This is a genomic window from Goekera deserti, assembly GCF_010685995.1.
GTDB lineage: Bacteria > Actinomycetota > Actinomycetes > Mycobacteriales > Geodermatophilaceae > Goekera > Goekera deserti.
In genome coordinates, this window is sequence record NZ_JAAGWK010000010.1 from 397,465 (window position 1) to 419,716 (window position 22,252).

At 72.1% G+C, this 22,252-nt stretch carries 22 protein-coding genes; 9 read left to right on the forward strand and 13 right to left on the reverse strand.

Features of this window, described 5'->3' with window-relative positions; genetic code table 11:
* Window positions 1-7: 7 nt before the first annotated feature.
* The 3 genes from G1H19_RS09290 to G1H19_RS09300 are packed head-to-tail and all read right to left on the reverse strand — an operon-like array spanning window position 8 to window position 3,028.
* Complete coding sequence (locus G1H19_RS09290; RefSeq protein WP_152729998.1) at window positions 8-1,402, reverse strand: hypothetical protein; 1,395 nt, start codon at window positions 1,400-1,402, stop codon at window positions 8-10.
* Window positions 1,395-2,096 (reverse strand): methyltransferase domain-containing protein, encoded by a 702-nt coding sequence (locus G1H19_RS09295; protein ID WP_152729999.1) that lies wholly within the window; start codon window positions 2,094-2,096, stop codon window positions 1,395-1,397. The genes G1H19_RS09290 and G1H19_RS09295 overlap by 8 nt, the downstream gene beginning before the upstream one ends.
* Complete coding sequence (locus G1H19_RS09300; RefSeq protein ID WP_152730000.1) at window positions 2,096-3,028, reverse strand: GNAT family N-acetyltransferase; 933 nt, start codon at window positions 3,026-3,028, stop codon at window positions 2,096-2,098. The genes G1H19_RS09295 and G1H19_RS09300 overlap by 1 nt, the downstream gene beginning before the upstream one ends.
* A 54-nt stretch (window positions 3,029-3,082) precedes the next feature.
* Between G1H19_RS09300 and G1H19_RS09305 the strand changes: the two genes are divergently transcribed.
* The 6 genes from G1H19_RS09305 (at window position 3,083) to G1H19_RS09330 (ending at window position 9,921) form a co-directional block, all read left to right on the forward strand.
* Entirely contained in the window at window positions 3,083-3,628 is a 546-nt protein-coding gene (locus G1H19_RS09305; protein ID WP_152730001.1) for a sugar 3,4-ketoisomerase, read from the forward strand.
* Entirely contained in the window at window positions 3,625-4,734 is a 1,110-nt protein-coding gene (locus tag G1H19_RS09310) for a DegT/DnrJ/EryC1/StrS family aminotransferase (RefSeq protein ID WP_202925926.1), read from the forward strand. The genes G1H19_RS09305 and G1H19_RS09310 overlap by 4 nt, the downstream gene beginning before the upstream one ends.
* A complete protein-coding gene (locus G1H19_RS09315; RefSeq protein ID WP_152730002.1) occupies window positions 4,731-6,077 on the forward strand; it encodes a glycosyltransferase family 2 protein in 1,347 nt (448 codons plus the stop codon). Before G1H19_RS09310 ends, G1H19_RS09315 begins: the two co-directional genes overlap by 4 nt.
* A 15-nt stretch (window positions 6,078-6,092) precedes the next feature.
* Window positions 6,093-7,382 (forward strand): citrate synthase, encoded by a 1,290-nt coding sequence (locus G1H19_RS09320; RefSeq protein WP_162393084.1) that lies wholly within the window; start codon window positions 6,093-6,095, stop codon window positions 7,380-7,382.
* A 135-nt stretch (window positions 7,383-7,517) separates the two neighbouring features.
* The gene (locus G1H19_RS09325; protein ID WP_152730003.1) at window positions 7,518-7,712 is read left to right on the forward strand and encodes a hypothetical protein; all 195 of its coding nucleotides are present in this window, start codon (window positions 7,518-7,520) and stop codon (window positions 7,710-7,712) included.
* 526 nt (window positions 7,713-8,238) lie between these two features.
* Window positions 8,239-9,921: a M15 family metallopeptidase gene (locus G1H19_RS09330; RefSeq protein WP_162393083.1), complete on the forward strand. Its 1,683-nt coding sequence runs from the start codon at window positions 8,239-8,241 to the stop codon at window positions 9,919-9,921.
* Between the two features lie 144 nt (window positions 9,922-10,065).
* Here G1H19_RS09330 and G1H19_RS09335 read toward each other — a convergent pair whose 3' ends face one another.
* The 8 genes from G1H19_RS09335 to G1H19_RS09370 form a co-directional block, all read right to left on the reverse strand.
* A complete protein-coding gene (locus tag G1H19_RS09335) occupies window positions 10,066-10,827 on the reverse strand; it encodes a hypothetical protein (protein WP_152730936.1) in 762 nt (253 codons plus the stop codon).
* Window positions 10,824-11,168, reverse strand: coding sequence for a hypothetical protein (locus G1H19_RS09340; RefSeq protein WP_152730935.1), 345 nt, complete (start codon window positions 11,166-11,168; stop codon window positions 10,824-10,826). Before G1H19_RS09340 ends, G1H19_RS09335 begins: the two co-directional genes overlap by 4 nt.
* Window positions 11,169-11,288: 120 nt before the next feature.
* Complete coding sequence (locus G1H19_RS09345; RefSeq protein WP_235928156.1) at window positions 11,289-12,464, reverse strand: sigma-70 family RNA polymerase sigma factor; 1,176 nt, start codon at window positions 12,462-12,464, stop codon at window positions 11,289-11,291.
* A gap of 115 nt (window positions 12,465-12,579) precedes the next feature.
* Entirely contained in the window at window positions 12,580-13,101 is a 522-nt protein-coding gene (locus G1H19_RS09350; RefSeq protein ID WP_152730934.1) for a hypothetical protein, read from the reverse strand.
* 121 nt (window positions 13,102-13,222) lie between these two features.
* Window positions 13,223-13,555 carry a carbon storage regulator CsrA gene (gene csrA, locus G1H19_RS23895; protein ID WP_152730933.1) on the reverse strand — a complete coding sequence of 111 codons (333 nt, stop codon included), beginning with the start codon at window positions 13,553-13,555 and terminating at the stop codon, window positions 13,223-13,225.
* 132 nt (window positions 13,556-13,687) lie between these two features.
* Window positions 13,688-14,608, reverse strand: a complete 921-nt coding sequence (gene flgL, locus G1H19_RS09360) for a flagellar hook-associated protein FlgL (protein ID WP_152730932.1) — start codon at window positions 14,606-14,608, stop codon at window positions 13,688-13,690.
* A gap of 4 nt (window positions 14,609-14,612) precedes the next feature.
* Window positions 14,613-16,067: a flagellar hook-associated protein FlgK gene (gene flgK / locus G1H19_RS09365; protein ID WP_235928155.1), complete on the reverse strand. Its 1,455-nt coding sequence runs from the start codon at window positions 16,065-16,067 to the stop codon at window positions 14,613-14,615.
* On the reverse strand, window positions 16,064-16,549 hold the full coding sequence (locus G1H19_RS09370; protein WP_162393082.1) for a flagellar protein FlgN: 486 nt from the start codon (window positions 16,547-16,549) through the stop codon (window positions 16,064-16,066). Before G1H19_RS09370 ends, flgK begins: the two co-directional genes overlap by 4 nt.
* A 171-nt stretch (window positions 16,550-16,720) precedes the next feature.
* Between G1H19_RS09370 and G1H19_RS09375 the strand changes: the two genes are divergently transcribed.
* Window positions 16,721-17,635, forward strand: a complete 915-nt coding sequence (locus G1H19_RS09375) for a sigma-70 family RNA polymerase sigma factor (protein WP_235928154.1) — start codon at window positions 16,721-16,723, stop codon at window positions 17,633-17,635.
* 31 nt (window positions 17,636-17,666) lie between these two features.
* On the opposite strand, the gene G1H19_RS09380 is transcribed toward G1H19_RS09375, so the two are convergent.
* Window positions 17,667-18,941 (reverse strand): MBL fold metallo-hydrolase, encoded by a 1,275-nt coding sequence (locus tag G1H19_RS09380; RefSeq protein WP_152730929.1) that lies wholly within the window; start codon window positions 18,939-18,941, stop codon window positions 17,667-17,669.
* 431 nt (window positions 18,942-19,372) lie between these two features.
* Here G1H19_RS09380 and G1H19_RS09385 point away from each other — a divergent pair, with 431 nt between their 5' ends.
* Window positions 19,373-20,359: a GIY-YIG nuclease family protein gene (locus tag G1H19_RS09385; RefSeq protein ID WP_152730928.1), complete on the forward strand. Its 987-nt coding sequence runs from the start codon at window positions 19,373-19,375 to the stop codon at window positions 20,357-20,359.
* Between the two features lie 54 nt (window positions 20,360-20,413).
* Here G1H19_RS09385 and G1H19_RS09390 read toward each other — a convergent pair whose 3' ends face one another.
* Window positions 20,414-21,487 (reverse strand): glycosyltransferase family protein, encoded by a 1,074-nt coding sequence (locus G1H19_RS09390; protein WP_152730927.1) that lies wholly within the window; start codon window positions 21,485-21,487, stop codon window positions 20,414-20,416.
* 271 nt (window positions 21,488-21,758) lie between these two features.
* Between G1H19_RS09390 and G1H19_RS09395 the strand changes: the two genes are divergently transcribed.
* On the forward strand, window positions 21,759-22,252 hold a 494-nt coding region (locus G1H19_RS09395; RefSeq protein WP_459562360.1), incomplete at its 3' end, for a flagellin N-terminal helical domain-containing protein.

Below are 22,252 nucleotides of genomic sequence, written 5' to 3' on the forward strand. Positions count from 1 at the left end.
GCACGGATCAGGACGTCAGTTCTGCCGCCTGCAGGCCCTGCACGACCTGGTCGTTGAAGGCGTCCACCCCGAAGGCCCGGACCCCACCGACCAGCACGGCGTCCAGCTCCAGCGCACGCAGCCGTCCGACCGCCTCCTCGAACCTCTCCAGGCTGTCCGCCGTCGGGTCCGTGAAGGTCGGTCCGGAGAAGACGCCGAGCTCGCGCAGGTCCGCACCACCGGCCACCATCCCCACCTGCTCCAGGACGGTGCGCGCCGTCCCGGCGGCGTCGGCCTTCTCGACGTGGTGAGCGAGCTCGACGCACAGCACGCGCGTCCCGAGGCGGGCGTCTCGCTCGCCCGGGGTGACCCGGTACGCGGCCACCTCCGGGTCCAGCACGTGCAGGAAGCCCGGCAGGTGCCGGATGTCGTCCTCGTGGGCCAGCAACCAGGTGAGCACCGAGTGCACCCGCGAGGGCTCGTAGACGATGCCGGTCGCCGCCAGCAGCTCGCCGGCCGCCAGACCGAGCACCGGCCGCACGGCCTCCTCCACCCGGCCGTCGGAGAAGGAGATGCGCACCGTTCCCCGCCCTCGTTCGACGCGGTCCACAGCGTCGTAGCGGACCACGTCGACCCCCGCCGTCTCGAGCCGGGCCAGGAGCGCACGGACGACGGACCCCATGCCGCCGGCGCCGACCACGGACAGCGGCCGGTCGGGCACGAACTGGACGGGCCGACCGGCGAAGGCCTCCGCCACGGTGCGGGGCCAGAACAGCGGCAGCCAGAGCTTGCGCCTCAGTGCGGCGACGAGGTCACTGCCGCCCGTGGGGCGGACCTTGTGCAGGAAGGGCGCCAGGAGCTGCTCGTGGAAGAGGGACCCGTGCTGGTGCACCGACGCGGTGTCGAAGTCGGTGCGCCACAGACGGGCGCGCTCACCGTCCTGCAGCAGGCCCGCATCACCGTGCACGCGGACGACCTCGGCAGCCTGCGTGGAGATGTCCCGGGCGGTGTCTGTGTCCACCAGCTCGACGGCGTTCCGCACGTCCGAGCCGAGGAGGAACTCCGGCCCCGTCCGCCCGGCCGCGAAGGACGCGGGTGGGTCCACGGGCACCACGGCACCGGCCCCGACCAGGTCCCGCACCCACGCGTCGACCAGGCCCACGAACGGCCGGTGCCCGTCCCCGTCAGCCCGGTACTCGGCCAGCGGCGGCGATGCCCCGACGCCCTCGTAGCCGAGCTCGAGCACCCGCATGCCCAGTTCCAGCACGTGGCCGTCCCGCTCCACCGGCATGAACCCCCCGCCGACGCCCTTGCGCGGCAGCGACAGCCGGACCGGGCGCCCTGTGGCGGCCAGCGCGTCAGCGGCCACCAGCGCGGCCACCGTGCCCCCCACGACGACCTGGGCGCCCCCGCGATCAGTCATCTGCCACGAAGATGGCGTAGTTCAGCGCCCCGTTGTCCGGGAACAGGTGGGCGACACGGTCCAGCCCGACGATGACCTCGTCGGGCAGGACGGCGAGTTGGGCGTTCGTGAAGGGCTTGAGCAGCACCGGCTCGCGGTGCACGCAGACCAGGCCGGCCTGGCCGGCGAGCTCCTCCAGGCGATCGGCGTCGAAGATCTCGACCGTGGCCAGGGACCGCCCGCGGTCGCTGAGGCCGGCGGGCGAGGCCAGCACCCCCATCTCCATGGCGATCAGGCGGTGCAGGGACCGTGGGTTGGTGAGGGACACGTGCACGAGGCCGCCGGGCGCGAGCCACTCCTCCCGGATGCGCCGCAACAGGGCCACCGGGTCGGGCAGCTCGTTGACGAGGTGGGCAGCGACCACCTGCTCGTAGCGGTGCACCGAGCGGAAGTCGTCGATGTCGGCCAGGTGGAACGTCGCGCGCGGCAGCCCTCGGGCGGCTGCCCTCGCGTGGTAGGCCGGCGTCCGCTCCACGGCGTCGACGAGCACGTCCCTCGCCACGAAGGACGACGTCATCAGGCCGGTCGCGCAGCCCAGCTCGAGCACGCGGTCACCGGGGCGGAACCACCGCCGGATCCGGGTGCCCGTCGCCGCGGTGTAGTGGCGGTCGAAGTCAGCATCGGGATCGTAGAGATCCGAGTAGTCGTGTGCCATCAGGAGAGTGACGCTACCAACACCTTGCGTGTCCCCGGGGCAGCGCCGACGCTCCGCTTGAAGTGGGCGAGACCGAAGTTCGGCGTCCCGTCCTTCTCGCTCGACGGACCCAGGTCCAGCAGGCGCGCACCGGTGGCGATCGAGCGTTCCAGCAGTCGGTGGGCCAGCAGGTTCATCGGCGAGCGCTGGAGCCCGTGGTCACCGGCGTCCCCCCAGGCGACGAGCAGGTCGACGTCGTCGAGGACCCGGTACACGACAGCGGCCGCGACCGGCCGCCCGTCGAAGGACAGCACGTAGGGCCGGACCCGGTCGGGCAGTGCCCGGCGGGCACGGTCCAGGTACTCGAGGGGCAACCCCGCCGGGCGGCCGTGCGCTGCCCGGTTGGCGTCCAGGATCGACGAGCACACCGCGAGGTCGGCCGCGCTCACGACCTCGTCCAACCGGAAGGGCAGGCGGAGGTCGGCGCGGACGTCCCTGGCCCGCTTCTTCCCGAGCAGGGTCATGGGGTCCCCGTCCGGGGCCAGCCGCCGCAGGTCGACGTACTGGTTGAGGTCGCAGTGCTCGACGGTGTAACCGGCGGAGAGCAGCGCGTACTCGATCATCGGCTCGGCCGGCGAGTACTCCGCGGGCCGGCAGCGCACCCGCACGGAGCGCAGCCCGCACGCGACCATCGACGCGCGGGCACCGGCGACGAGTCCGACCACGTCCTCCAGCACCGGGTCGTCGCGGACGAGGTCGACACCCCCGAAGGGGGCACTGTGCCCGGACGTCAGGACGCCGTCGGAGACGACCCCGTCGAGGACGCCCACCAACCGGTCGTCGACCCGGTGCTCGTACCGCCACCGCGCCGTCGGCGGGACGTCGTTGAGGTCGTGGAAGAGCGCGTCACAGAACAGCAACCCTCCACCAAGCAGCCGATCCAGGCTCGTCATCTTCTCGCTCCACAGGTGACTACGATTCGTGGCCACTCCTGTTCTATTAGTAGCATGACCCTCGCTGACGCTCGGCTCGCGACCAGCCCCGACGGCCCGGTGGACCAGGCCGTCGAGCGCCGGGCCCGCCCCTGGGGGCGCCGCTCGGCGGACAAGAACTGGCCCGAGGGCGGCGAAGCCCTGGGCTGCCGCATCGTCGAGCTGCCCCGCGTCCACGACACCCGGGGCAACCTGACCTTCATCGAGGGCGGCAGCCACGTCCCCTTCGACATCGGGCGCGTCTACTACCTGTACGACGTGCCCGGCGGAGAGCACCGCGGGGGCCACGCCCACCGGCAGCTGGAGCAGCTGATCATCGCCGCGAACGGCAGCTTCGACGTCGTCGTCGACGACGGGCAGACCACCGAGCGGTTCTTCCTCAACCGGTCGTACTACGGGCTGTACATGCCCCGGATGACGTGGCGCGAGCTGGACAACTTCTCGAGCGGGAGCGTCTGCCTGGTGCTGGCCTCCAACCGGTACGACGAGAGCGACTACTACCGCGACTACGACGAGTTCGTCGCCGCGCGGCGCGCGGAGACGGTCGAGGAGAGCCTGTGAGACCCCTGACCCAGGTGCCGCTGCTCGACCTCTCGGCGCTGCACGCCGAACTCGGGGACGAGCTGGCTTCCGCCGCTCTGCGCGTGCTCGGCAGCGAGCGCGTCCTGCTGGGTCCCGAGCTCGCGGCCTTCGAGCAGGCGTGGGCGGCCCAGGTCGGCGCGGCCCACGGCGTCGGGGTGGGCAACGGACTGGATGCGCTGGCGCTCGGACTGCGCGCCTTCGACGTGGGACCGGGCGACGAGGTGCTCGTCCCGGCGCACACCTTCATCGCCACCTGGCTGGCGGTCGTGCACGTGGGCGCCACACCCGTCCCCGTCGACGTCTCGGACCGCACCGGGCTGTGGGACGCCGACGCGGTGGGAGCCGCAGTCGGGCCCCGCACCCGGGCGATGATCCCGGTGCACCTCTACGGCCACCCGGTCGACCTCGACCCCTTGCTCGCCATCGCCCGACGCCACGGGCTCGTGGTGCTCGACGACGCCGCCCAGGCGCACGGCGCCCGCTACCGCGGACGACCGGTGGGTGGGCTCTGCGATGCCACGACGTGGAGCTTCTACCCGGGCAAGAACCTCGGCGCCGTCGGTGACGGCGGGGCGGTGACCACGTCGGACCCGGCCGTGGCCGACCGGCTGCGCTCGCTGCGCAACTACGGCTCGACCGAGAAGTACGTGCACGACGAGATCGGCTGGAACAGCCGGCTGGACGAGCTCCAGGCCGCACTGCTCAGCGTCAAGTTGCGTCGGCTCGACGAGCACAACGCGCGCCGAGCGGTCGTCGCCGAGCGCTATGCCCACGCGCTGGGCGACTGCGGTCTGACCCTCCCGGGGACAGCCCCCTGGGCCCGGCACGCCTGGCACCAGTACGTCGTCCGGACGCCGCACCGTGACGCCCTGCACGACCACCTGGCCGCCCTCGGCGTGCAGACCGTGATCCACTACCCCGTGCCGCCGCATCATCAAGGGGCCTTCGCGACCCTCCTCACGCACGGTGAGCTGCCCGTCGCCGAGGCCCTCGCCAGGGAGGTGCTCAGCCTCCCGATGGGCCCGCACCTGTCCGAGCAGGAGCAGGTGCACGTCATCGACTCCATCCGGTCGTTCCGGCCGTGACCGGACCCCTGGTGAGCATCCTGGTGCCCACCTACAACGGCTCGCGGTTCATCGGCGAGACCCTGCGGTCGGCGCTGAAGCAGAGCCACCGCAACATCGAGGTCGTCGTCGCCGACGACGCCTCCACCGACGGCACGCCCGGGATCGTCGAGGCCATCGCAGCGACGGACCGACGAGTGCGGCTGATCCGGCACGAGCGGAACACGGGCGCCTTCCGCAACCCGGTGTCCGCCCTGGAGCAGTCCCGAGGCCAGTTCGTCAAGTTCCTGTTGCACGACGACCTGCTCGCCCCCGGGTGCGTCGAGCGGCTGATGAAGGGACTCCGGTCGCCCAGCGTCACGCTGGCCTTCTCCCACCGGGCCGCCATCGACGAGACGGGCGCGCCGGTCGAGGGCTCGGACACCGCGCCGATGACCGCGACCGCCGGTGTGCTGCCGGGGCGGGACATCGGCAACCACGCGCTCATGAACCTCGTCAACCCGGTCGGCGAGCTCACCACCGCCATGTTCCGGCGCTCCGACGTCGACCTGACCTGGCTGTGGCAGGTCGACGGCCGGCGGTTGGAGCTGCTCGGCGACCTCGCCCTGTGGCTGCGGCTGCTGTCCCGCGGCGACGCCTTCTACGAACCCCGGCCGCTCAGCTCCTTCCGGGAACACCCCGGCCAGCAGTCCCAGCGGGAACGGCTCCAGACGCGGGGCACGCGCGACTGGCCGCGACTGATCGACTGGGGTCGCCGCAACGGGTTCCTCACCCAGCCCGGCCAGGAGCTGCGAGCGCAGTCCAACGCCCTGGCGAGCGCAGCGGTGCTGCACAACGTGCACCTCGCCTCGCAGCACAGCGCTGCCGTCCTGGATGCCGTGTGGTTGTCGGCCGCTCGGCTGCTGGAACTGCGCACCGGCGCGACGGCCGACGACGACGTCCCCCTGACCGACCGGGCGCACGCCCCGGAGGCGGTGGACCGGCTGCGGCAGGAGGTGCACGCGTGGGCTCCGCCGAGGAGCAGCGCCCTCGCGGCCCCCCGCACCGATGCAGCAGAGGTCGCGGCCACGGTCGCGGCCTTCCGGGACGTGCAGGCCCACGGGGCTGCCCTGCGATTCGTCCTGGTCGTCCCACCCGAGGAGCTCGAGGCGATGATCCCGCTTGCCGAGGCCGCCCTCGCCGCGGGCCCCGACCTGGACGTCGAGCTGCGCGACGAGCTCGACCCGCCGAGCCTGCTGGACGACGACGTGCTCGCCGTGGTCCCCCGGGGGAGGACCTGGGACGACGGTCGCGCCGGCGCCGTCTGGAGCTTCGACCCGGTGCGCGTGCCCGACGCCCACCTGCCCGGGGACACCCGGACCTGAGTAGCGTTCCGCAGGGTGAGCGACTCAGACGTAGCCCTGCGCTACCCCGGTGGAGAACTCGACCTGCCCGTCGTCCCCGCAGCTGAGGGATCCGACGGCTACGACGTGAGCAAGCTGTTGGCGACGACCGGCAAGGTCGCCCTCGACATCGGCTTCGTCAACACGGCGGCGTGCACCTCGGCCGTCACCTACATCGACGGCGACGCCGGGATCCTGCGCTACCGCGGGTACCCCATCGACCAGCTCGCGGCCAGCTCCAGCTTCGTGGAGGTGTCCTACCTGCTGATCTACGGCGAGCTGCCGACGGCCCAGCAGCTGGCCGAGTTCGACCAGTCGATCCGGTACCACACCCTGCTGCACGAGGACCTCAAGCAGTTCTTCAAGGGCTTCCCCCGGGACGCGCACCCGATGCCCGTGCTGTCCTCGGCGGTCAGCGCGCTGTCCACCTTCTACCAGGACTCGCTCGACCCGTTCGACCAGCGGCAGGTGGAGATCTCCACGCTGCGCCTGCTGGCCAAGCTGCCCACGATCGCGGCCTACGCCTACAAGAAGTCGGTCGGCCAGCCGTTCATCTACCCGGACAACTCCCTCGGCCTGACCGAGAACTTCCTGCGGATGACGTTCGCCACCCCGGCCGAGCCGTACGAGCAGGACCCCGAGCTGGTCAAGGCGCTCGACATGCTCTTCGTGCTGCACGCCGACCACGAGCAGAACTGCTCGACGTCGACGGTGCGGCTGGTGGGCTCCTCGCACGCCAACCTCTTCGCCTCGGTCTCGGCCGGCATCAACGCGCTGTTCGGCCCGCTGCACGGCGGGGCCAACCAGTCGGTGCTGACGATGCTGGAGTCGATCCAGCGCGAGGGCGGTGACATCGCCAGCTTCGTCGAGCGGGTCAAGAACAAGGAGCCCGGCGTCAAGCTCATGGGCTTCGGGCACCGGGTCTACAAGAACTACGACCCGCGTGCGGCCATCGTGAAGCAGACCGCGGACAGCGTGCTGGACAAGCTCGGCGGCAACAGCGAGTTGCTCGACCTGGCCCGCCAGCTGGAGGAGGTCGCGCTCACCGACGACTACTTCATCCAGCGCAAGCTCTACCCGAACGTCGACTTCTACACGGGCCTGATCTACCGCGCGATGGGCTTCCCGACCCGGATGTTCACCGTGCTGTTCGCCCTGGGCCGGCTGCCCGGCTGGATCGCCCAGTGGCGCGAGATGATCGCCGACCCGCAGACCAAGATCGGCCGCCCGCGACAGCTGTACACCGGCGCGACCGAGCGGCCGTACGTCGCCATTGACGCCCGCTGACCCACCCGCCGAGGCCTTGTCGTCCACCCGGACGGCGGGGCCTCGGTGCGTGTGCGGGGAGGGCACCGGGTGCCACGCCGCAGTCGGGGCCCTACGGTGATCGCACCGACGATCATCGAGACAGGAGCGCGCGACATGGACGCGACGTCCAGCGGGGACGCGCTGGTGATGCCACCGATCCCCTTGGCCAGCGGGACGGTGGTCGTCGACGACGACGGCCTGGAGGTCGCGATCGCCGCGATCACGGTGCTCGTCGAGACGGTCGACGGCCGCGAGGAGCGCATCGGGCTGGTACAGCGCAACGGTGCCTGGTGGGCGCCGCCCGACTGACCCGCCACCCCCTGGACCGGTGAGGTCCTCCCCCGCGACTCACCCCCAGGGGTGAACCCGATCGGCTGACCAGCCCCCGGGACTCCAGCCACCCGCACCGCGACCCGATGTCAGGCCCACGAGCTCCGCTGCCCACCGGCAGCACGAGCAGGCCGAGGACACCGGGGGGACAGCTGTGGCTGCGTCGCGCGCCGCGGGTCAGCCGACCCCACGCCCGTCGGGTGGCACCGCCGCCCGGCCGGCCGCTCGCACCACCGTGGCACGCCCGCCCGCCGCGGGCACGTCGACACGCCCGTCCGCCGCAGGTGCCGGCCGCGCAGCTCCGGCCCGCCCCGCGTCGGCCGCCCGTCCCGCGTCGGCCGCCCGCCCCGGTGCCGGCCGCGCCGGAGCTCCCCCGGCCCGCCGTCCCGCCGGCCGGCCGGCCGGCCGTCCCGCGGCCCGCCGGAAGCCCCGGCCGTCGGCCTGGCGCCGCCGGCTCGCCGCGCCCGCCGGCCGCTGGCGGGTCCGGCTGCAGCTGGTCACCGCCGTGACGCTGTGCCTGCTGACCGCGCTGGCGTACGCCCCGTCCGACCAGGCCGCGCCGGTGGCGGCCAGCGTGCCCCCGATGGACCTCACCGGGCAGGCCGTCGCCGTGCAGGCCGACCTCGCCGGCTCCGCCGACCGCTACCGGCAGCAGGTGCAGACCGCCACCGACCTCGGCGTGCAGCTGGGCCTGGCCCAGGACGCCGTCCGTGAGGCGGGTGCACGCCTGGAGACCGAGCGCGCCGTCCTCGGTGCGTACGCGGCCGAGCTGTACCGCACCCCGGCCGGCGCCCGCTCCCCCGGCACGCTGGTGTCCCTGGACGACCCGGCGACCACGGTGAGCGTGCTGCACGCCCAGACCCTGACCGACCTGCGCACCGAGGACCGTGACCGGCAGGTCGCCGTCGTCGAGCTCGCGAGCGCCGAGGTCGACCGCCGACTGCAGGCGGTGTCGGTGATCGAGAGCCGGATCGCCACCGCGCAGCAGGCGGCCGAGGCCACCCTCGCCGCCTCCCGCGCCCGCACCGCAGAGCTGGACGCCGGTGTGGCCGCGCAGCTCGCGGTGCTCGGCGGCATCCCGGACGCCGGCGCGCAGGCAACCGCCGACCAGGCGGCCCTGGCCGCCTGGCAGGGGTACCTCGCCCGGCTGCACGCCGCCGGGGTCGTGCCACCGGCCGCCGCCCGCCTCGCCGACCCGTCCGCGCTGCCCGGCGGCCTGTCCCCCGTGCTCGACGCTGCCGGCGACCCGGTGCCCGGCGTGGCGACGGCGATCGTCGGCGGGCGGCCCGAGACGCTGCTGTCCAGCGAGACCGTCGCCGCGGTGAGCACCGCCTTCTCCCAGCTGGGCCGCGGCTACGCCCCCGGGCGCGCCGGACCGGACGCCTACAGCTGCGGCGGGTTCACCTCCACCGTGTGGAGCCAGGCCGGCTACAGCGTGCCGGTCGGCGTCGGCGACCAGTGGACCGGCGGCGCCGCGGTGCCCACCGGCACCCTGCAGGTCGGCGATCTGGTCTTCTCCGCCGACCCGAGCGGCCGCTGGGCCGACGTCGGCATCTGGCTCGCACCCGGCACGGTCATCGGTGCCTCGGCCGCCACGCAGCAGGTCGGCGTCCGGACGCTGGTGGACGGTCCGACCGCCGCCGTGCGGGTCACCCTCGGCCCGGCCGGGTCACCGAACCCGGCGCCCGAGCTCGGCCCCGGCCCGCAGACCGAGTGCGGTGCCGCGGTGCCGGTGCCCGGCCCGGTCGAGCCCGCCTGGGGCGGGTACAGCAACGGCCAGATCCCGCCGGCCGAGCTGTGCCCGATCAGCGACGTGCACCGGCTGCGCTGCGACGCGGCCGCCGCCTACACCTCGCTGTCCGCGGCCTACCAGGCCTGGTTCGGTGCGCCGCTGTGCGTCACCGACTCCTACCGCTCCTACGCCGCCCAGGTCGAGGCGCACGTCCGCAAGCCGGCGATGACCGCGGCGCCGGGCACCTCCAACCACGGCTGGGCGCTGGCCGTGGACCTCTGCGGCGGCATCAACGACTCGCAGTTCGACTCCCCGCAGTACCTCTGGATGCTGGCCAACGCGCCCCGGTTCGGCTGGTTCAACCCGGAGTGGGCCCAGCTCGGCCCGGCCGGTGAGAAGGCCGAGCCGTGGCACTGGGAATTCGGCCTGCTGCTCGACGACCCGTCGCTGCGCTGACCCCACGGCCCCGCCCTCCGACCACCGACGGCCACGATGGCCATCACTCCGCCGCCAAGATGGCCATCACTGCGTCGCCACGATGGCCATTGTGGCGGCGCCAAGATGGCCATTACTGCGGAGAGGGGGCGGAGGGGTCCGCCTTCAGGCCCAGGGGAGGTCGGCGAGCTCGCTCCACGGCAGCATGACCGAGTGTTCCGGGGTCTCCTCGGTGAGCCGGCGGGCGATGCTGGGGGCCGCGACGACGACCGGCCGGCCGGGGCTCACCACGACCAGGGCGTTACGGGTGTCCAGGCCGGCGCCGGCGGCGTCCCGGCGCATGCGGGCCGGGTCGACCAGCCCCGCGGTGCCGAGCAGCGGGGTGTCCCCGTTCCACCAGACGGCGATCGGCCCGTCCACGCCGAAGTCCAGCGGCACCTCGAAGGCGCGGCCCAGGGCGGCCGAGCGGGTGCGGTGCACCGCACTCGGGTCCACCCCGGGGGACGGCTCCCACGGCAGCGCCTGCTGCCCGCGCACCGCCACGACGGTCCAGCCCACCCGGGTCTGCCCGGCGTCGCACCAGTCGAGCACCGCGGTGCCGGCGGCGGCGGCCACGCCGTCCGGGACGGGGCGGCGGTCGACCCACAGGCGCAGCGCCGCGGCGATGCCCTCGGCGGTGGGCAGCACCCGCGCGCAGGTCATCTCGTCGGCCAGGTCGGCGACGGCCACCACGGCCGACCGCTCCTCCTCCTCGACGAGCAGCAGCGGGTCGCCGTCGCCGTGGTCGACCAGCACCACGCGCAGGCCGGGTGCGGCCAGCGACGGCAGCACGGCGCGCGCCACGTCGAGCAGCGCACCGGCCCCGACCGCACCGCGGCGCAGCCGGCGGGCCAGGCCCCCTGACATCGGCAGCGGACCGACGGTCACCGGACCCCCGCCGACGTGGTCAGGCCGGCGCGCAGCGACTCGGGCAGGTCCGCGAGGCCCAGCACGCTGGCCAGCTCCCCGGCGCTCAGCCGCACGGGGACGACGTCCCCGGCCAGGCCCACGGCCCGGCGCACCCGGTCACCCGACTCGGGCCACACCATGTCCCGGGCACCGGCCACCTGGAGCTCGGTGAGCACGTCCTCCAGCTGGACGGCGTCCACGGGGTGCAGCTCACCGCCGTCCAGCGCCGAGCGCAGCGACGCCCCGAGGGCGTGCCGGGCGGCGGCGTCCATCCAGTGCGGCAGCCGGACGACGAGGCGTCCGGGTGGCGGGCGGGTCATCGGGCGTCCGCCGTACCGGCGCACACGTCCGCGTGGGCGCCGGACGACGTCCGGGTCGCGGTTCTCACTGCCAGGGTCACACCTGTGGTATCGGCAGTGGGACCCCGCCACCGGGCACGCTCAGCCGGCGAGTTCCTCCAGGCGGGAGCGCATGGCCACCTGCACCCGGTCGGCGTGCACGTTCATGTTGCGCACCGAGGTGGTCAGCTCTGCGGCCAGCTGGGTCTTGGTCTTGCCCGCCCAGGTGGTCTCGTACCAGGTGACCCAGCCCAGCACGTTGGGCAGGCTGGCGCGCTGGTCCTTGCGCACGGTGGGGTCGGGGGCGCAGGCGGCCGTCAGCGCGTGCGACAGCAGGGTCTGCTCCGCCTCGCCCAGGATGTCGTCGGAGGCCTGCGCACGGTCGGGCATCAGCCCCTCGGTCATCTCCGGGGCGGCGTCCAGCGACTGCAGGTTCCGCAGGCCGGTCAGCGTGGCCACGGTCTGCGCGTTGCGCCGCAGCGCGTCCACGCTCTGCCCGGTGAACGCGGCGAGCTCCCGCTCGCTGGGGCGGCGCTGGTGCTCGGTGATGAAGGCGGCGATGGCCTTCTGCTGCTTGTTCTCCGTGTCGGTGGCGGTACGGCCGTAGGCGCTGCGGCCGAGGTCGTGCACCCACTTGGACAGCTGGGTGGCCAGGAACGCGCCGAACGGCACGCCCTTGCCCTCGTCGTAGACGCCGACGGCCTTGAGGATCCACTCGTAGACCTGCTGGCCGATGTCGTCGCTGTCGGGCAGGTGCAGCCGGATGGTGCTCATGTTGCGCTGCAGTCGCTTCAGGCTGATCGGCCCGTAGTGCCGGCAGAGGTCCTCGAGGAAGGCCGGCGGCAGGTCGCGCGGCTGGCGCCGGCGGACGTCGGGCTCGGGCCGCAGCCCGATGGTGCGCCGGCCGTGCACCGCGCACCAGGAGCGGACCAGCTCGGCCAGCAGCCGGGCCTGGCCGGGTGCGCCGTCGACGCGGTAGAGGCCGTCGCCCTCGTCGTAGGTGACGGTGACCCCGGCGGGCAGCTCGGCGCGGAACGCAGCCAGCGGCAGCTCGTGGTCGACCCGGAAGTGCACGCGGTCCAGCGTGGTGATGGGGGCAAGCGCCCATCCCTCGTCCTCGGTCAGGCCGCCGAAGCGCAGCGGGCCGCGGGCGAACGCCTCACCCTGGGCGCGGGCCCGGGGAGCGTTCGACCGGCGCAGCCCGGCGGGGGCGGTGGAGGCGGGGACGGCGCGCAGCCCGGTGGGCGCGCTCTCGGGGTTCTGGGTGCTGACGGACACGGGGAGCTCCTCGGGGAAGGGGGAGGTGCGCAGGCACTCGGCGGGCCGCGCGGGACGGTGGGCGGCGGACCGTCGCAGGTCCGCGGTGCCGGAGCGGGGCTCCGACAGCAACAGGTCAGGCGACGGTGCTGAGGTGGTCCCGCACGGCTGCGGTACCGGCCAGGTCGGCGGGCACGGGTGCCCCGCCCCCTGCTGAGGAGGACAGGGCGTCACCGGCGGCCAGCATGGTGCGGGCGGCACGACGGTCGGCCTCGGACGGCTGGGCGGTGTAGACCGGCATGTGGTCGTACAGCGACTCGAACAGCGCGTTGACGAAGGCGTAGGCGGCCTGCGCCTCGGCCCCGAACTTGGCGACCTCGGCCCGCGGGCCCAGGTGCACGCCGAGGGTCAGCCGGACGACGCGGTCGTCGGAGCTGATCCCCTCCAGGGCGAAGGCCACGGTGTCGTGCTGCCCGGCGATCTCGGCGAGCACGGCCAGGCAGCGTCGAGCCGCCGAGCGGCGCGGCCGCAACTGGACCCGGACGGTCACCGTGGCGTCGTCGGGGGTCCTGTCCCCGTCCGACGCCACGGTACGGTCGTCGAGCACCTCGTCCGACCCGTCGGTGCGGGCCGGACCACTGGTTGCACTGAGCTTCATCTGCGTCTCCCCTGCCATCGCGAACACCTGTAAAGGTTCGCGCACAGGGAGTCACATTGGGAGCTGAACTCGCCGAGTGTCCGTCCGACTCAAGTCGAATGACTTGGCAATAGTTACGAAGTCAGCTGGTCACTCGGGCATCAGTTGTCTCGCTCGTCCCACGGGACACGTCATGACCGGTGTCCACGGCGGTCCGGGGCCCCGACGGGACCAGTTCTTCGGCAGATGCGCGCGGGACGAACGCGGACAGCGCGCCGGCGACGTCGAAGGCGACCGCGGACGCGAGGGCCTGGACCTCGACGATCTGCTGGTAGACCTCCTCGCGGTGGATGGCGATGGACCGGGGGGCCTTGAAGCCCAGCCGGACCGTGCCGCCACGCACCTCGATCACGACGACCTCGATGTCGTCGCCGATGCGGATGCTCTCGCCGACGCTGCGGGTGAGGGTGAGCATGGGGTGCCCCTTCCATGGGTGTGGTGCTTCGCCGTCCGTGGCAGTCCCGCGGGGTCGCGGGGTGCGGGCAGTGTGCCTGCCCGTCGTTCTCATCGGCGGTCCGGTCCCGGGACCGGACCGCCGATCAGCGCATCAGCGCAGGTAGTCCAGCAGGGTGGGTTGGATGATCTTCGCGGTCGCGCCGAGGGCCGCGTCGTAGCCGGTCTGCTGCATGCTCAGCTCCATGATGGCCTTGGCGAGGTCGACGTTCTCGATCTCGGCCAGCTGGTTGGCCAGGGTCAGCGACCGGTCACCGGTGAGCACGTCGGCGTTCTGGATCCGGTTGGTGCGCGCACCGATGGTCGACTGGGCGGCCGACAGGCGGTCCAGGGCGGTGGTCATGTCGGTGAGCATCGACGCGTAGTCCGTCGTCGGGGAGCTCAACCCGGCGGAGAACCGGGCCACCACGGAGAACACGTCCGTGTCGGTCGCGGGGTCCGGTGGGTCGCTGCGGACGCCGAAGGCCTCCTGCCCGGTGACGTCGATGCGCACGGTCTCGGCGTCGGAGATCCGGCGGGTGACACCCTCGGGCTCGGCCGCGGTGACCGGGCGACCGACGAAGTCGCCGGTGGCCGAGTAGGCGGCCTCGCCGCTGGTCGGCCCGCCGAAGATCGGCCGGCCCAGCAGCTTGGTGTTGGCCACCCCGACCAGGCTCTTCTGCAGCTCGTCGACCTCGGCCTTGATGGCCTGCCGCGCGGAGTCGGACATCGCGCCGCTGTTGTTGGCCTGCACGGCCAGTTCCCGGACCTTGCGGAACTGGTCGCCGAAGCTCTTCAGCTGCGAGTCGGTCTCGTTCAGCCACGCCTTCCCGTCGGAGACGTTGCGGGCGTACTGGGTCGTGGCCGCCTGCTCGGTGCGGGTCTGCATCGACTGCAGCGTGCCGGTCGGGGAGTCCGAGGGCTTGTTGATCGTCTTGCCGGAGGAGAGCTGCTGCTGCAGCTTCGCGATGGCCGCGAGGTTCTGGTTGAGGCCCGCCAGGCTCGTGGTGCTGATGGCGCGCTGGGTGATCCGCATCAGGTCACCTGCCCACGAGGCCCATGCGGTTGATCACGGTGTCGAGCATCTCGTCGATCGCCGTGACCAGCCGACCGGCGGCCGAGTACGCGTGCTGGTACTGCAGCATGTTGGTCATCTCCTCGTCGAGGTTCACCCCGGCCACGGACTCCCGTGCACTGTCCACCTGGCCGACGATCACGTTCTGGATGGTCACGTTGCTGGCGGCCACCGACGACTGGACACCGAGGCTCACGATCAACGACCGGTAGGTGGCGTCCGGGCCGGACGGCAGCTGCCCGAGCTTGGTGAGCGCGTCCGCGATGTGCCCGTCGTTGGAGGCCTTGAGCGGCACGCCCGCCGGGGCGTACTTGGCCGCGGCGACGCCCCGCGGATCCGTGATGCCCAGCGAGATGCTGCCCGCGGTGAGCGGGCCGCCGGACGAGGCGAACAGGACGTTGCCCGACGTGCCGTCCAGGTCGTAGCCGGCGGAGTGCACGGTGTTCACCGTCGTCGCCAGGTCCTGGGCGAAGGTGTCCAGCTGGCCGCGGAAGGTGAGGATGGACGTGCCCTGCGCAGCCGCCGGGCCGAGAGCGTCGACCTGGGCTGCGGCCCGGCCGCCGAGGGGGACGGCGGAGCCGCCGGGCACGATGAGCACGCGGGGCGCGGTGGCCGCCGTGACGGTGTCGGGCGAGGTCGCCCCGTCGACCGCGAGGCGGAACGCCGAGCTCTTGCTGACCAGGACCGAGCCCCCGACGCTGATGGTCAGCGAGCCGTCGTCGGCCCGGGAGGACGTCGCACCGACGCTCGCCGCCAGCTCCTGCACCAGCACGTCGCGCTTGTCGGCGAGCTCGTTGCTCTCCATCCCGGCGTTGGTGGCCGCCAGGATGGCCTTGTTCAGGTCGGCGACCTGCCCGGCCATGGTGTTGGCGTCCGCGACGAGTGTCTGCAGGTTGGCTCGCGTCTCACCCCACTGACGGTCCAGCGAGCTGCGCGTGGTCTGCAGGCCCCCGACCAGCGTCTTGGCGCTCTCGAGCAGAGCAGTGCGGGCGCCGATGTTCTCGGGGTGGTTGCTGACGTTGCCGAAGGCCTGCCACACCTTGCTGAGCAGGGCCTGCACCCCCGTGCTGCCCGGTTCGCGGAACGCCGACTCGATCTCGGTGAGCGAGGCGCTCTGCTCGGTGAGACGGGCCGCGGTGGCCCCCTCGTTCTGGGCCCGGCTCTCCAGGAACGCGTCCCGGATGCGGGTCACCTGGTCGGCGGAGACGCCCTGCCCGACGATCGGGCTCTTGGCGAAGATCGCCGGGACGACGCTGCCGCCGATCGACTGCAGCTCGGCTCGCTGCCGGGAGTAGCCGACGGTGTTGACGTTGGCGATGTTCTGGCCGGTGACGTCCAGACCGCGCTGCTGGGCGTGCAGTGCGGTCAGAGCGCGGGAGAGGCCGCCGAAGCTGCCACCGTTGCTGCCCACGTAGCTCACAGCGCACCGTCCAGGGTGACGGCCCGGTTCCCGGCGCCGGCCTGGCGGCCCTTGGCCGAGTAGGTGCCGGCGCTGGGCGTGCGCACCGACAGCAGTGCCGAGTCGATGGCGGCCAGGCCGCCCTCGATCAGCTCACGGTTGACGTCGGACAGCCCGCGCAGCTCGGAGACGAGCACGAGCAGGGACTCGTGGTGCTTGGTGTAGAGGTCGTCCCAGGGGGCGGGTGCGGCGGCGGCGAGCTGGCGCAGGCTGGGGTTGGCGGCCAGGCCGAGCCGGCCGGCGATCTGCTCGGTGGCCGCGGCGCGCTCCACCTCCAGGGTGCGCAGCTGGTCGAGCACGACCTCGATCTCGTGGGCGATCCGCGGGAGCCAGCGGGTCTTGCCGGTGAGGATCAGGTACTGCTTCTCCTCTGCCTTGAACAGCAGCAGGTCGAGCAGTTCCTGTTCCCGCCACAGCAGCGTGGACAGGTGCTGGTGATCCACGGTGGCCGCCTTCCGTCGTCGTGGGGCGACCGTCACGCAGGTCGGTCGCCCTGGCGCCAGGTGATCTGGCGTCACCGAGGTCATCGGCACGGGTGAGCAGCCGCTCAAGTCGAAGGGGCATGTTGCCGACGAGGGTCCCGTGGTGTCCCTCACCTGCCGAGAAGGTACGACGTGACCCACGCACGCCGGCCGGCGACCTCGCGCCCCCTGTCCAGCGCGCGTCCCGCCGCGCCTGCCCGACCGCAGGCCGACGTCGACGCCCTCGTGACCGACCACCTCCCGCTCGCCCAGTTCGCGGTGAACGCCGTGGCTGCGCGGATCTCCCTGCCCAGCCACGTGAGCCGGGACGACCTGGTCTCCTGCGCGCAGGTGGCCCTGGTCGAGGTGGCCCGCAGGTTCGACCCCACCGCGGGTGCCTCCTTCTCCACCTACGCCCTGGCCCGCCTGCAGGGCGCCGTGCTCGACGAGCTGCGTTCGGGTGACTGGGCCAGCCGCTCGGTGCGCGCCGCTGCCCGGCGCACCGACGCCGCCGCCGACGCCCTGGCGATGAACCTGGGCCGGCCGCCCACGAAGGAGGAGCTCGCCACCTCCCTGGGTGTGCCGCGCAGCGAGCTGGACAGCCTGCAGGTCGACGTGCACCGGGCGGTGATGGTGAGCATCGACGCCGAGCCCGGTGGCGACGGTACGAGCCTGGACCTGCCGTCCACCGGTGACTCGCCGGAGCGCGCGGTGCTGCGCAGCGAGCGGGCGCGCTACCTGCAGGAGGCCATCCGTTCGCTCCCGGCCCCGCTGGACGAGGTCGTGGAACGCAACTTCTTCGGCGACGAGTCGCTGACCGACATCGCCGAGGACCTCAAGGTGACCCTCTCCCGGGTGTCCCAGATGCGGGCCCGCGCGCTCACCCTGCTGCACGCCGCCATGAGCGAGGTGTGGGAGGGCCGGCCGGTCACCGCCGACGGCGGGGTGCGGGCGCGCAACCAGCAGCGGGCCTACGTGGACCGGGTCGCCGGCCGCGGGGCACTCCCCCGCTCCCGGCCCGTCGCCAGCCCGTGGATGCCGGCCAGCCAGAGCGCGCAGCCGGCTTGATTGACACGGTGGCGCGCCTGACGTCACCGAGTCACTGCACGCCGCGCACTACCCAGCGACCGCTCGCCCAGCGAGCCCTCGCGATACGCGGGTAGACGTAGAACGGCAGTCGGTACGTGCAACTCTTGTCGTGCTGGGTCGCCGCCCGGAGCCGCCTGGGCAGCGACGTGTACTCCGGTCTGGTGTCTTGACTGTTGTTGCAGAGCAGAACCGGGGTGCTGGGTCGCCGGGCGAGCCGCACTCTCCAGATCAGGTTGTGCGCCTTGTCCCTCGAGCCGTGATGCGGCGCGCTCATGATGCCGACCTTGTCCCATGGGGTCCTGCTCGTGGGTGCCCGACTGCGAAGGCCGCAGTTGTAGCCACCGGAGTCACTCCAGCAGAGGAATCCGTTAGCACCTGACAGGTCGGGCCAGACGAACGTGACCAGCGCCCGGCGGTTTTGCGCGGACAAGAAGACCGCGTGCGTCAGCACGGCGAGCGGGTCGACGATACACGCCCGGGGCGGAATGACCTCTTGCGCGTTGACCAACGTAACCGCTTGTGGGATACCTTCAGTCAACCAAGGGTCAGGCGTCTGGGCGTACGTGTCGACAGTGAAGAAGCGCAGCTCAGAAGTTCGAGCTGCCGCGGTCATCGTGGCCCTGATGATGTCGGCCCTCCTCATGACACGCCGAGCTACCTCCTGTGGTGTACCTGTGAACTGTCGGCCACCCGACCGCCCGGTTCGAGTGCGGTGCTCTACGACAGCCACAGCGATCTTGTCTTCCGCATCGTCGGGCAGGTCGTCCTCGATCGATGTCAGCCACGCGGCGATGGCGTCGTGATGCTCGATATGGCCATCCGGAGAACAGAAGCCGCGCTCAAGACCAGGCAGCCGCGGATGGTCTCTGGTCACCACGGAGGTCGTCTTCTTCGGACTGTGCCTGGCCACGCGCTCGATGTCCTCGGCGGTCACCGCGATAGGACCTTCAGGACATGCTGGTGAGCCGGTGGAAGCGCCCCACGCAGCGACCACATACCACCAGTCGGCCGGCACCCACACCTGCCGGTTGCGATCAACACCCAGCGTCCTGAGCACGTTCGGCGCGTCACCGATGTGATCGTCGTCGTCGTGGGTGAGCACGATGACGTCAACGCCCGGCGCGACCGCACGAGCACCGATGCCGTCGTCCTTGTTGCCGAGGTCGATGACGACGCGACCGACAGCACGGGAACTTCCGCGGTCGACGCCCGACCATGCGCCCTCAATCCGGAAGCACTCACCGGACCAAGTCCTCAGGGTCCTGCCGTAAGCGTTGATCTTCACCGTGCCGCGCAGTCGCGTGATGTCATGCGTGGCACGTCGGCGGCGAAGGAGGTTCGCTGAAGCTCTCGCTCTACGCGCGATCGACCAGCTCATCCGCCGTGGGGAGGAAGACCCCGGACCTGCGTCAAGCGCCGGGTTTGACGGCTCTACGAGACTTGCCATCAAACCCGGGGCGAGACACTCAACCACGACCGTCATTCGGGACGCTATGCGCGCGTGGCTCGCGTCTGCCTGACGACTCGACGGTCGAACACCGTCGCCTTCGGACGCAGCATGGGACAGGCTCCGCTGCGCTCTGTGAGCGTCAGCTCCACGATTCACTTGGTCAAGTGGTCGCTGGAACACGAACGTGTGGAGACGGCGTCGATGCTCTGCTCGTGCAGGAGCCTCGGGTCGATGTCGCTGATGTCAACTCAGCGATGGAGGAACCCGTGGCGCACGACCTGAGCAAGCACTTCGTCTACCTGTACCGCGACCCGATCGACAATCGGATCCGGTACGTGGGGCTGGCGACATTGCAGGCGAGGGCGAAGTACCAGCGCCCCGAGGCACATCGGCGCTGCCAGCCGGAGAAGTGCAACGTCCGGCGCTGGCTGGATGACCTGGCAGAGCTCGGGCGGACGCCGAACATCGAGGTCATCAACTGCGACTCCGAGGCGCAGGCAAAGGCCATCGAAGCCGCGCTCATTTCCGCCCTCTGGGTGCCGCAGGACGCACCGGCCGAGGCTCGGCTGCTTAACAAAATCAAGGGCTGTGGCTCGCGGTTCCGCCCGTTGGGGCTCCCCCTCGCGCTGGAAGACAGGGCCCACAGGAGCCCGGTGAGCCGAGCAGCGCTCGGCGGTCTGGGTCCCGCCCTTGTGGTGAACATCTCGAGCAAGTCGTTCCACGAGGTAGATCAGGCGTCAGACAAGACATTCAAGACATTGGAGCGGCCGGGCGCCGTGCTGGCTTCCCGGACCGACGAGAAGCTCGTCCTGGAGCGCTACACCGGCTGGTGGATGATCGGCACCCAGCTGGAGCGCTGGCGTGACGGGGACGAGGAGCCCCCTCGGCTGCTCGTCGCGGTCACCGGACACACGGAACGTAAGTGGATCTGGGCCGCCTCGCGCATCGACATCCCGAAGCTGCTGACGACCGAACCTGAGGACGGCGGCTACTACCGCATCCCCGTCCTCCTGCGCACGAGCGCGGTGGTCGATCCGCTGACGGGGATGCCATCGGTCACCATCGCTCCCACGCTGGACGCTCGCGAGCTGCGAGGCAGGCGCGTCGTGCCCCGGGACTTCGGGCCTCGTGTCACCGGACGCGGTAGGGCCTTCGGCTCCTACACGAGCCAGTTCTTCGACTATGTCCCGGCGTCCGGTTGCAAGCCGGTCGACGAGCCAGCACCCACACCACTCGAACTCCAGCCGGCCTGACGCCGGGACGATTCGCTGCCTCTCCGCATCGTGGGACGGGGGCGCGCCTTCCTCTCAGGCGCCGATCCGCATGGCCCGCGCGCGGTTGTCCCGGGCCCGGTCCCACGCGTCGACCCACCACTGGGCCACGTGCTCGGTCAGCAGGTTCTCCATCACCACCTGACGGTTCTGCTCGGCCACCTCGCGCCGGTGCGCCGGGTCGTCGACCGCCGTGGTCAGGTGCCGGGCCCACTCGCGGGGGGCGCGGGCACGGCGGCCGATCCCCAGCAGGTCGTACTCCGGGTGCGGCGAGTGCACCAGGTACACGCCGCGGGCCGCGTACTCGACCACCTTCAGCCAGCTCTTCGCGTTGTTGAACCGGTCGGAGCGCAGCGGGACGATGCCGACGTCGAAGCTGGTGCCGAGCAGCGTCGTGTACTCCTCGACGGACGTCACCCAGGGCAGCCCCGCCGGCTCCTCCCGGAGACCCAGCGACGCCTGGGCGGTCTCGGCCTGGCCGAGGATGGAGAAGCGGCTGCGCCCGGCGGTGCGGTCGAGGGCCTGCTGCAGCCCCGACCCCACGATCCGCAGGTCGTAGGGCCGGGACGGCGCCGACCCGGTCCAGCCGATGACGACGGTCTCCGGCTCCCGCTCGTAGGCGGGGGGCAGCTCGGCGAAGCGGCGCGGGATCGTGTTGGGGATGACCATGCCGCGGCCGTGCGGCGCGTACTCCTTGAGCAGGGTCGGCGTGGTCACGGTGACCAGGTCGGCCTCCCGGGCGCAGGCCAGCGCACGGCGGGCCATGCCACCACGGGTCATGTTCCGGTGGGCGGGCGAGTCGACGGGCACGGCGGACAGCAGGTCGTCCATCTCGACGACCACGGCGATGCCCCGCGCCTGCAGCAGCCGCATGCACTGCAGCATCCCGTCGGTCATGGGCAGCTGCATCACCACGACGTCGGCCCCGTGGTCCTCGACGTCGACGGTCACCGGCGCGCCGGAGTGCGGGTCGGCGGCCACCGTGGTCTCCAGGCCTCGCCGGACGGTCGCGGTGACCCCGAGGTCGGCCTCGTTCACCGCGCGCGCGGGCTCGGTGATCCGGTAGTGGTCCTGGGCGGGGAACGCCGTGGTCGAGAGCAGGACGTGCATGGGAGGTCCTCACGAACTGTGCTGGCCCAGCCCGGCGCAGAGGCGCGCGGCTGCGGGTCAGGGCTCCGGATGGTCGTCCCCCCTGTCATCGGCAGTGCCCGGCCTCACCGGCCCCGCCTGCGGTGCACGTACAGCCGCGCACCCCACCCCTTCGGGGCATAACACGAACTGACCCTCAAGTGCCGCCGGGACACGCCGTTACCAGGAGTGCAACCCCCGCAGCACGGAAGTTGCGGGCTCACCCGAGACAACGTCCACGGAGGACATCACCATGGCACTGAGCGTCAACACCAACATCGCCGCGATGAACGCCTATCGCAACCTGAACAACACCAGCGACGCGATGAGCAAGTCGCTGGAGAAGCTCTCGTCGGGCTCGCGGATCAACCGCGCCGCCGACGACGCGGCCGGCCTGGCCATCTCGCAGGGCCTGAAGAGCCAGATCGGTGGCCTCAAGGTCGCCGTCCGCAACACCCAGGACGGCATCTCGGTCGTGCAGACCGCGGAAGGCGCCCTGACCGAGACGCACTCCATCCTGCAGCGCATGCGTGACCTGACGGTGCAGGCGAGCAACTCGGCCACGCTGAACGCCTCCTCGCTGGGCAACATCCAGACCGAGGTGACCCAGCTCAAGGCCGAGCTGGACCGCATCACGGTCAACACCAAGTTCAACGGCTCGACCCTGCTGGACGGCTCCTACACCGGCAAGAACTTCCAGGTCGGTGCCAACGCCGGCGAGACCATCTCGATCAGCATCGGTGCCGC

What these genes read in the sequence shown, in the direction of transcription:
- flgL (WP_152730932.1), bottom strand. Translation starts at nt 14,608, where the DNA reads ATGCGGATCACCCAGCGCGCCATCAGCACCACGAGCCTGGCGGGCCTC.
- G1H19_RS09390 (WP_152730927.1), bottom strand. Translation starts at nt 21,487, where the DNA reads ATGCACGTCCTGCTCTCGACCACGGCGTTCCCCGCCCAGGACCACTAC.
- G1H19_RS09305 (WP_152730001.1), top strand. Translation starts at nt 3,083, where the DNA reads ATGACCCTCGCTGACGCTCGGCTCGCGACCAGCCCCGACGGCCCGGTG.
- G1H19_RS09295 (WP_152729999.1), bottom strand. Translation starts at nt 2,096, where the DNA reads ATGGCACACGACTACTCGGATCTCTACGATCCCGATGCTGACTTCGAC.
- G1H19_RS09290 (WP_152729998.1), bottom strand. Translation starts at nt 1,402, where the DNA reads ATGACTGATCGCGGGGGCGCCCAGGTCGTCGTGGGGGGCACGGTGGCC.
- G1H19_RS09350 (WP_152730934.1), bottom strand. Translation starts at nt 13,101, where the DNA reads ATGAAGCTCAGTGCAACCAGTGGTCCGGCCCGCACCGACGGGTCGGAC.
- G1H19_RS09300 (WP_152730000.1), bottom strand. Translation starts at nt 3,028, where the DNA reads ATGACGAGCCTGGATCGGCTGCTTGGTGGAGGGTTGCTGTTCTGTGAC.
- csrA (WP_152730933.1), bottom strand. Translation starts at nt 13,555, where the DNA reads ATGCTCACCCTCACCCGCAGCGTCGGCGAGAGCATCCGCATCGGCGAC.
- G1H19_RS09325 (WP_152730003.1), top strand. Translation starts at nt 7,518, where the DNA reads ATGGACGCGACGTCCAGCGGGGACGCGCTGGTGATGCCACCGATCCCC.
- G1H19_RS09340 (WP_152730935.1), bottom strand. Translation starts at nt 11,168, where the DNA reads ATGACCCGCCCGCCACCCGGACGCCTCGTCGTCCGGCTGCCGCACTGG.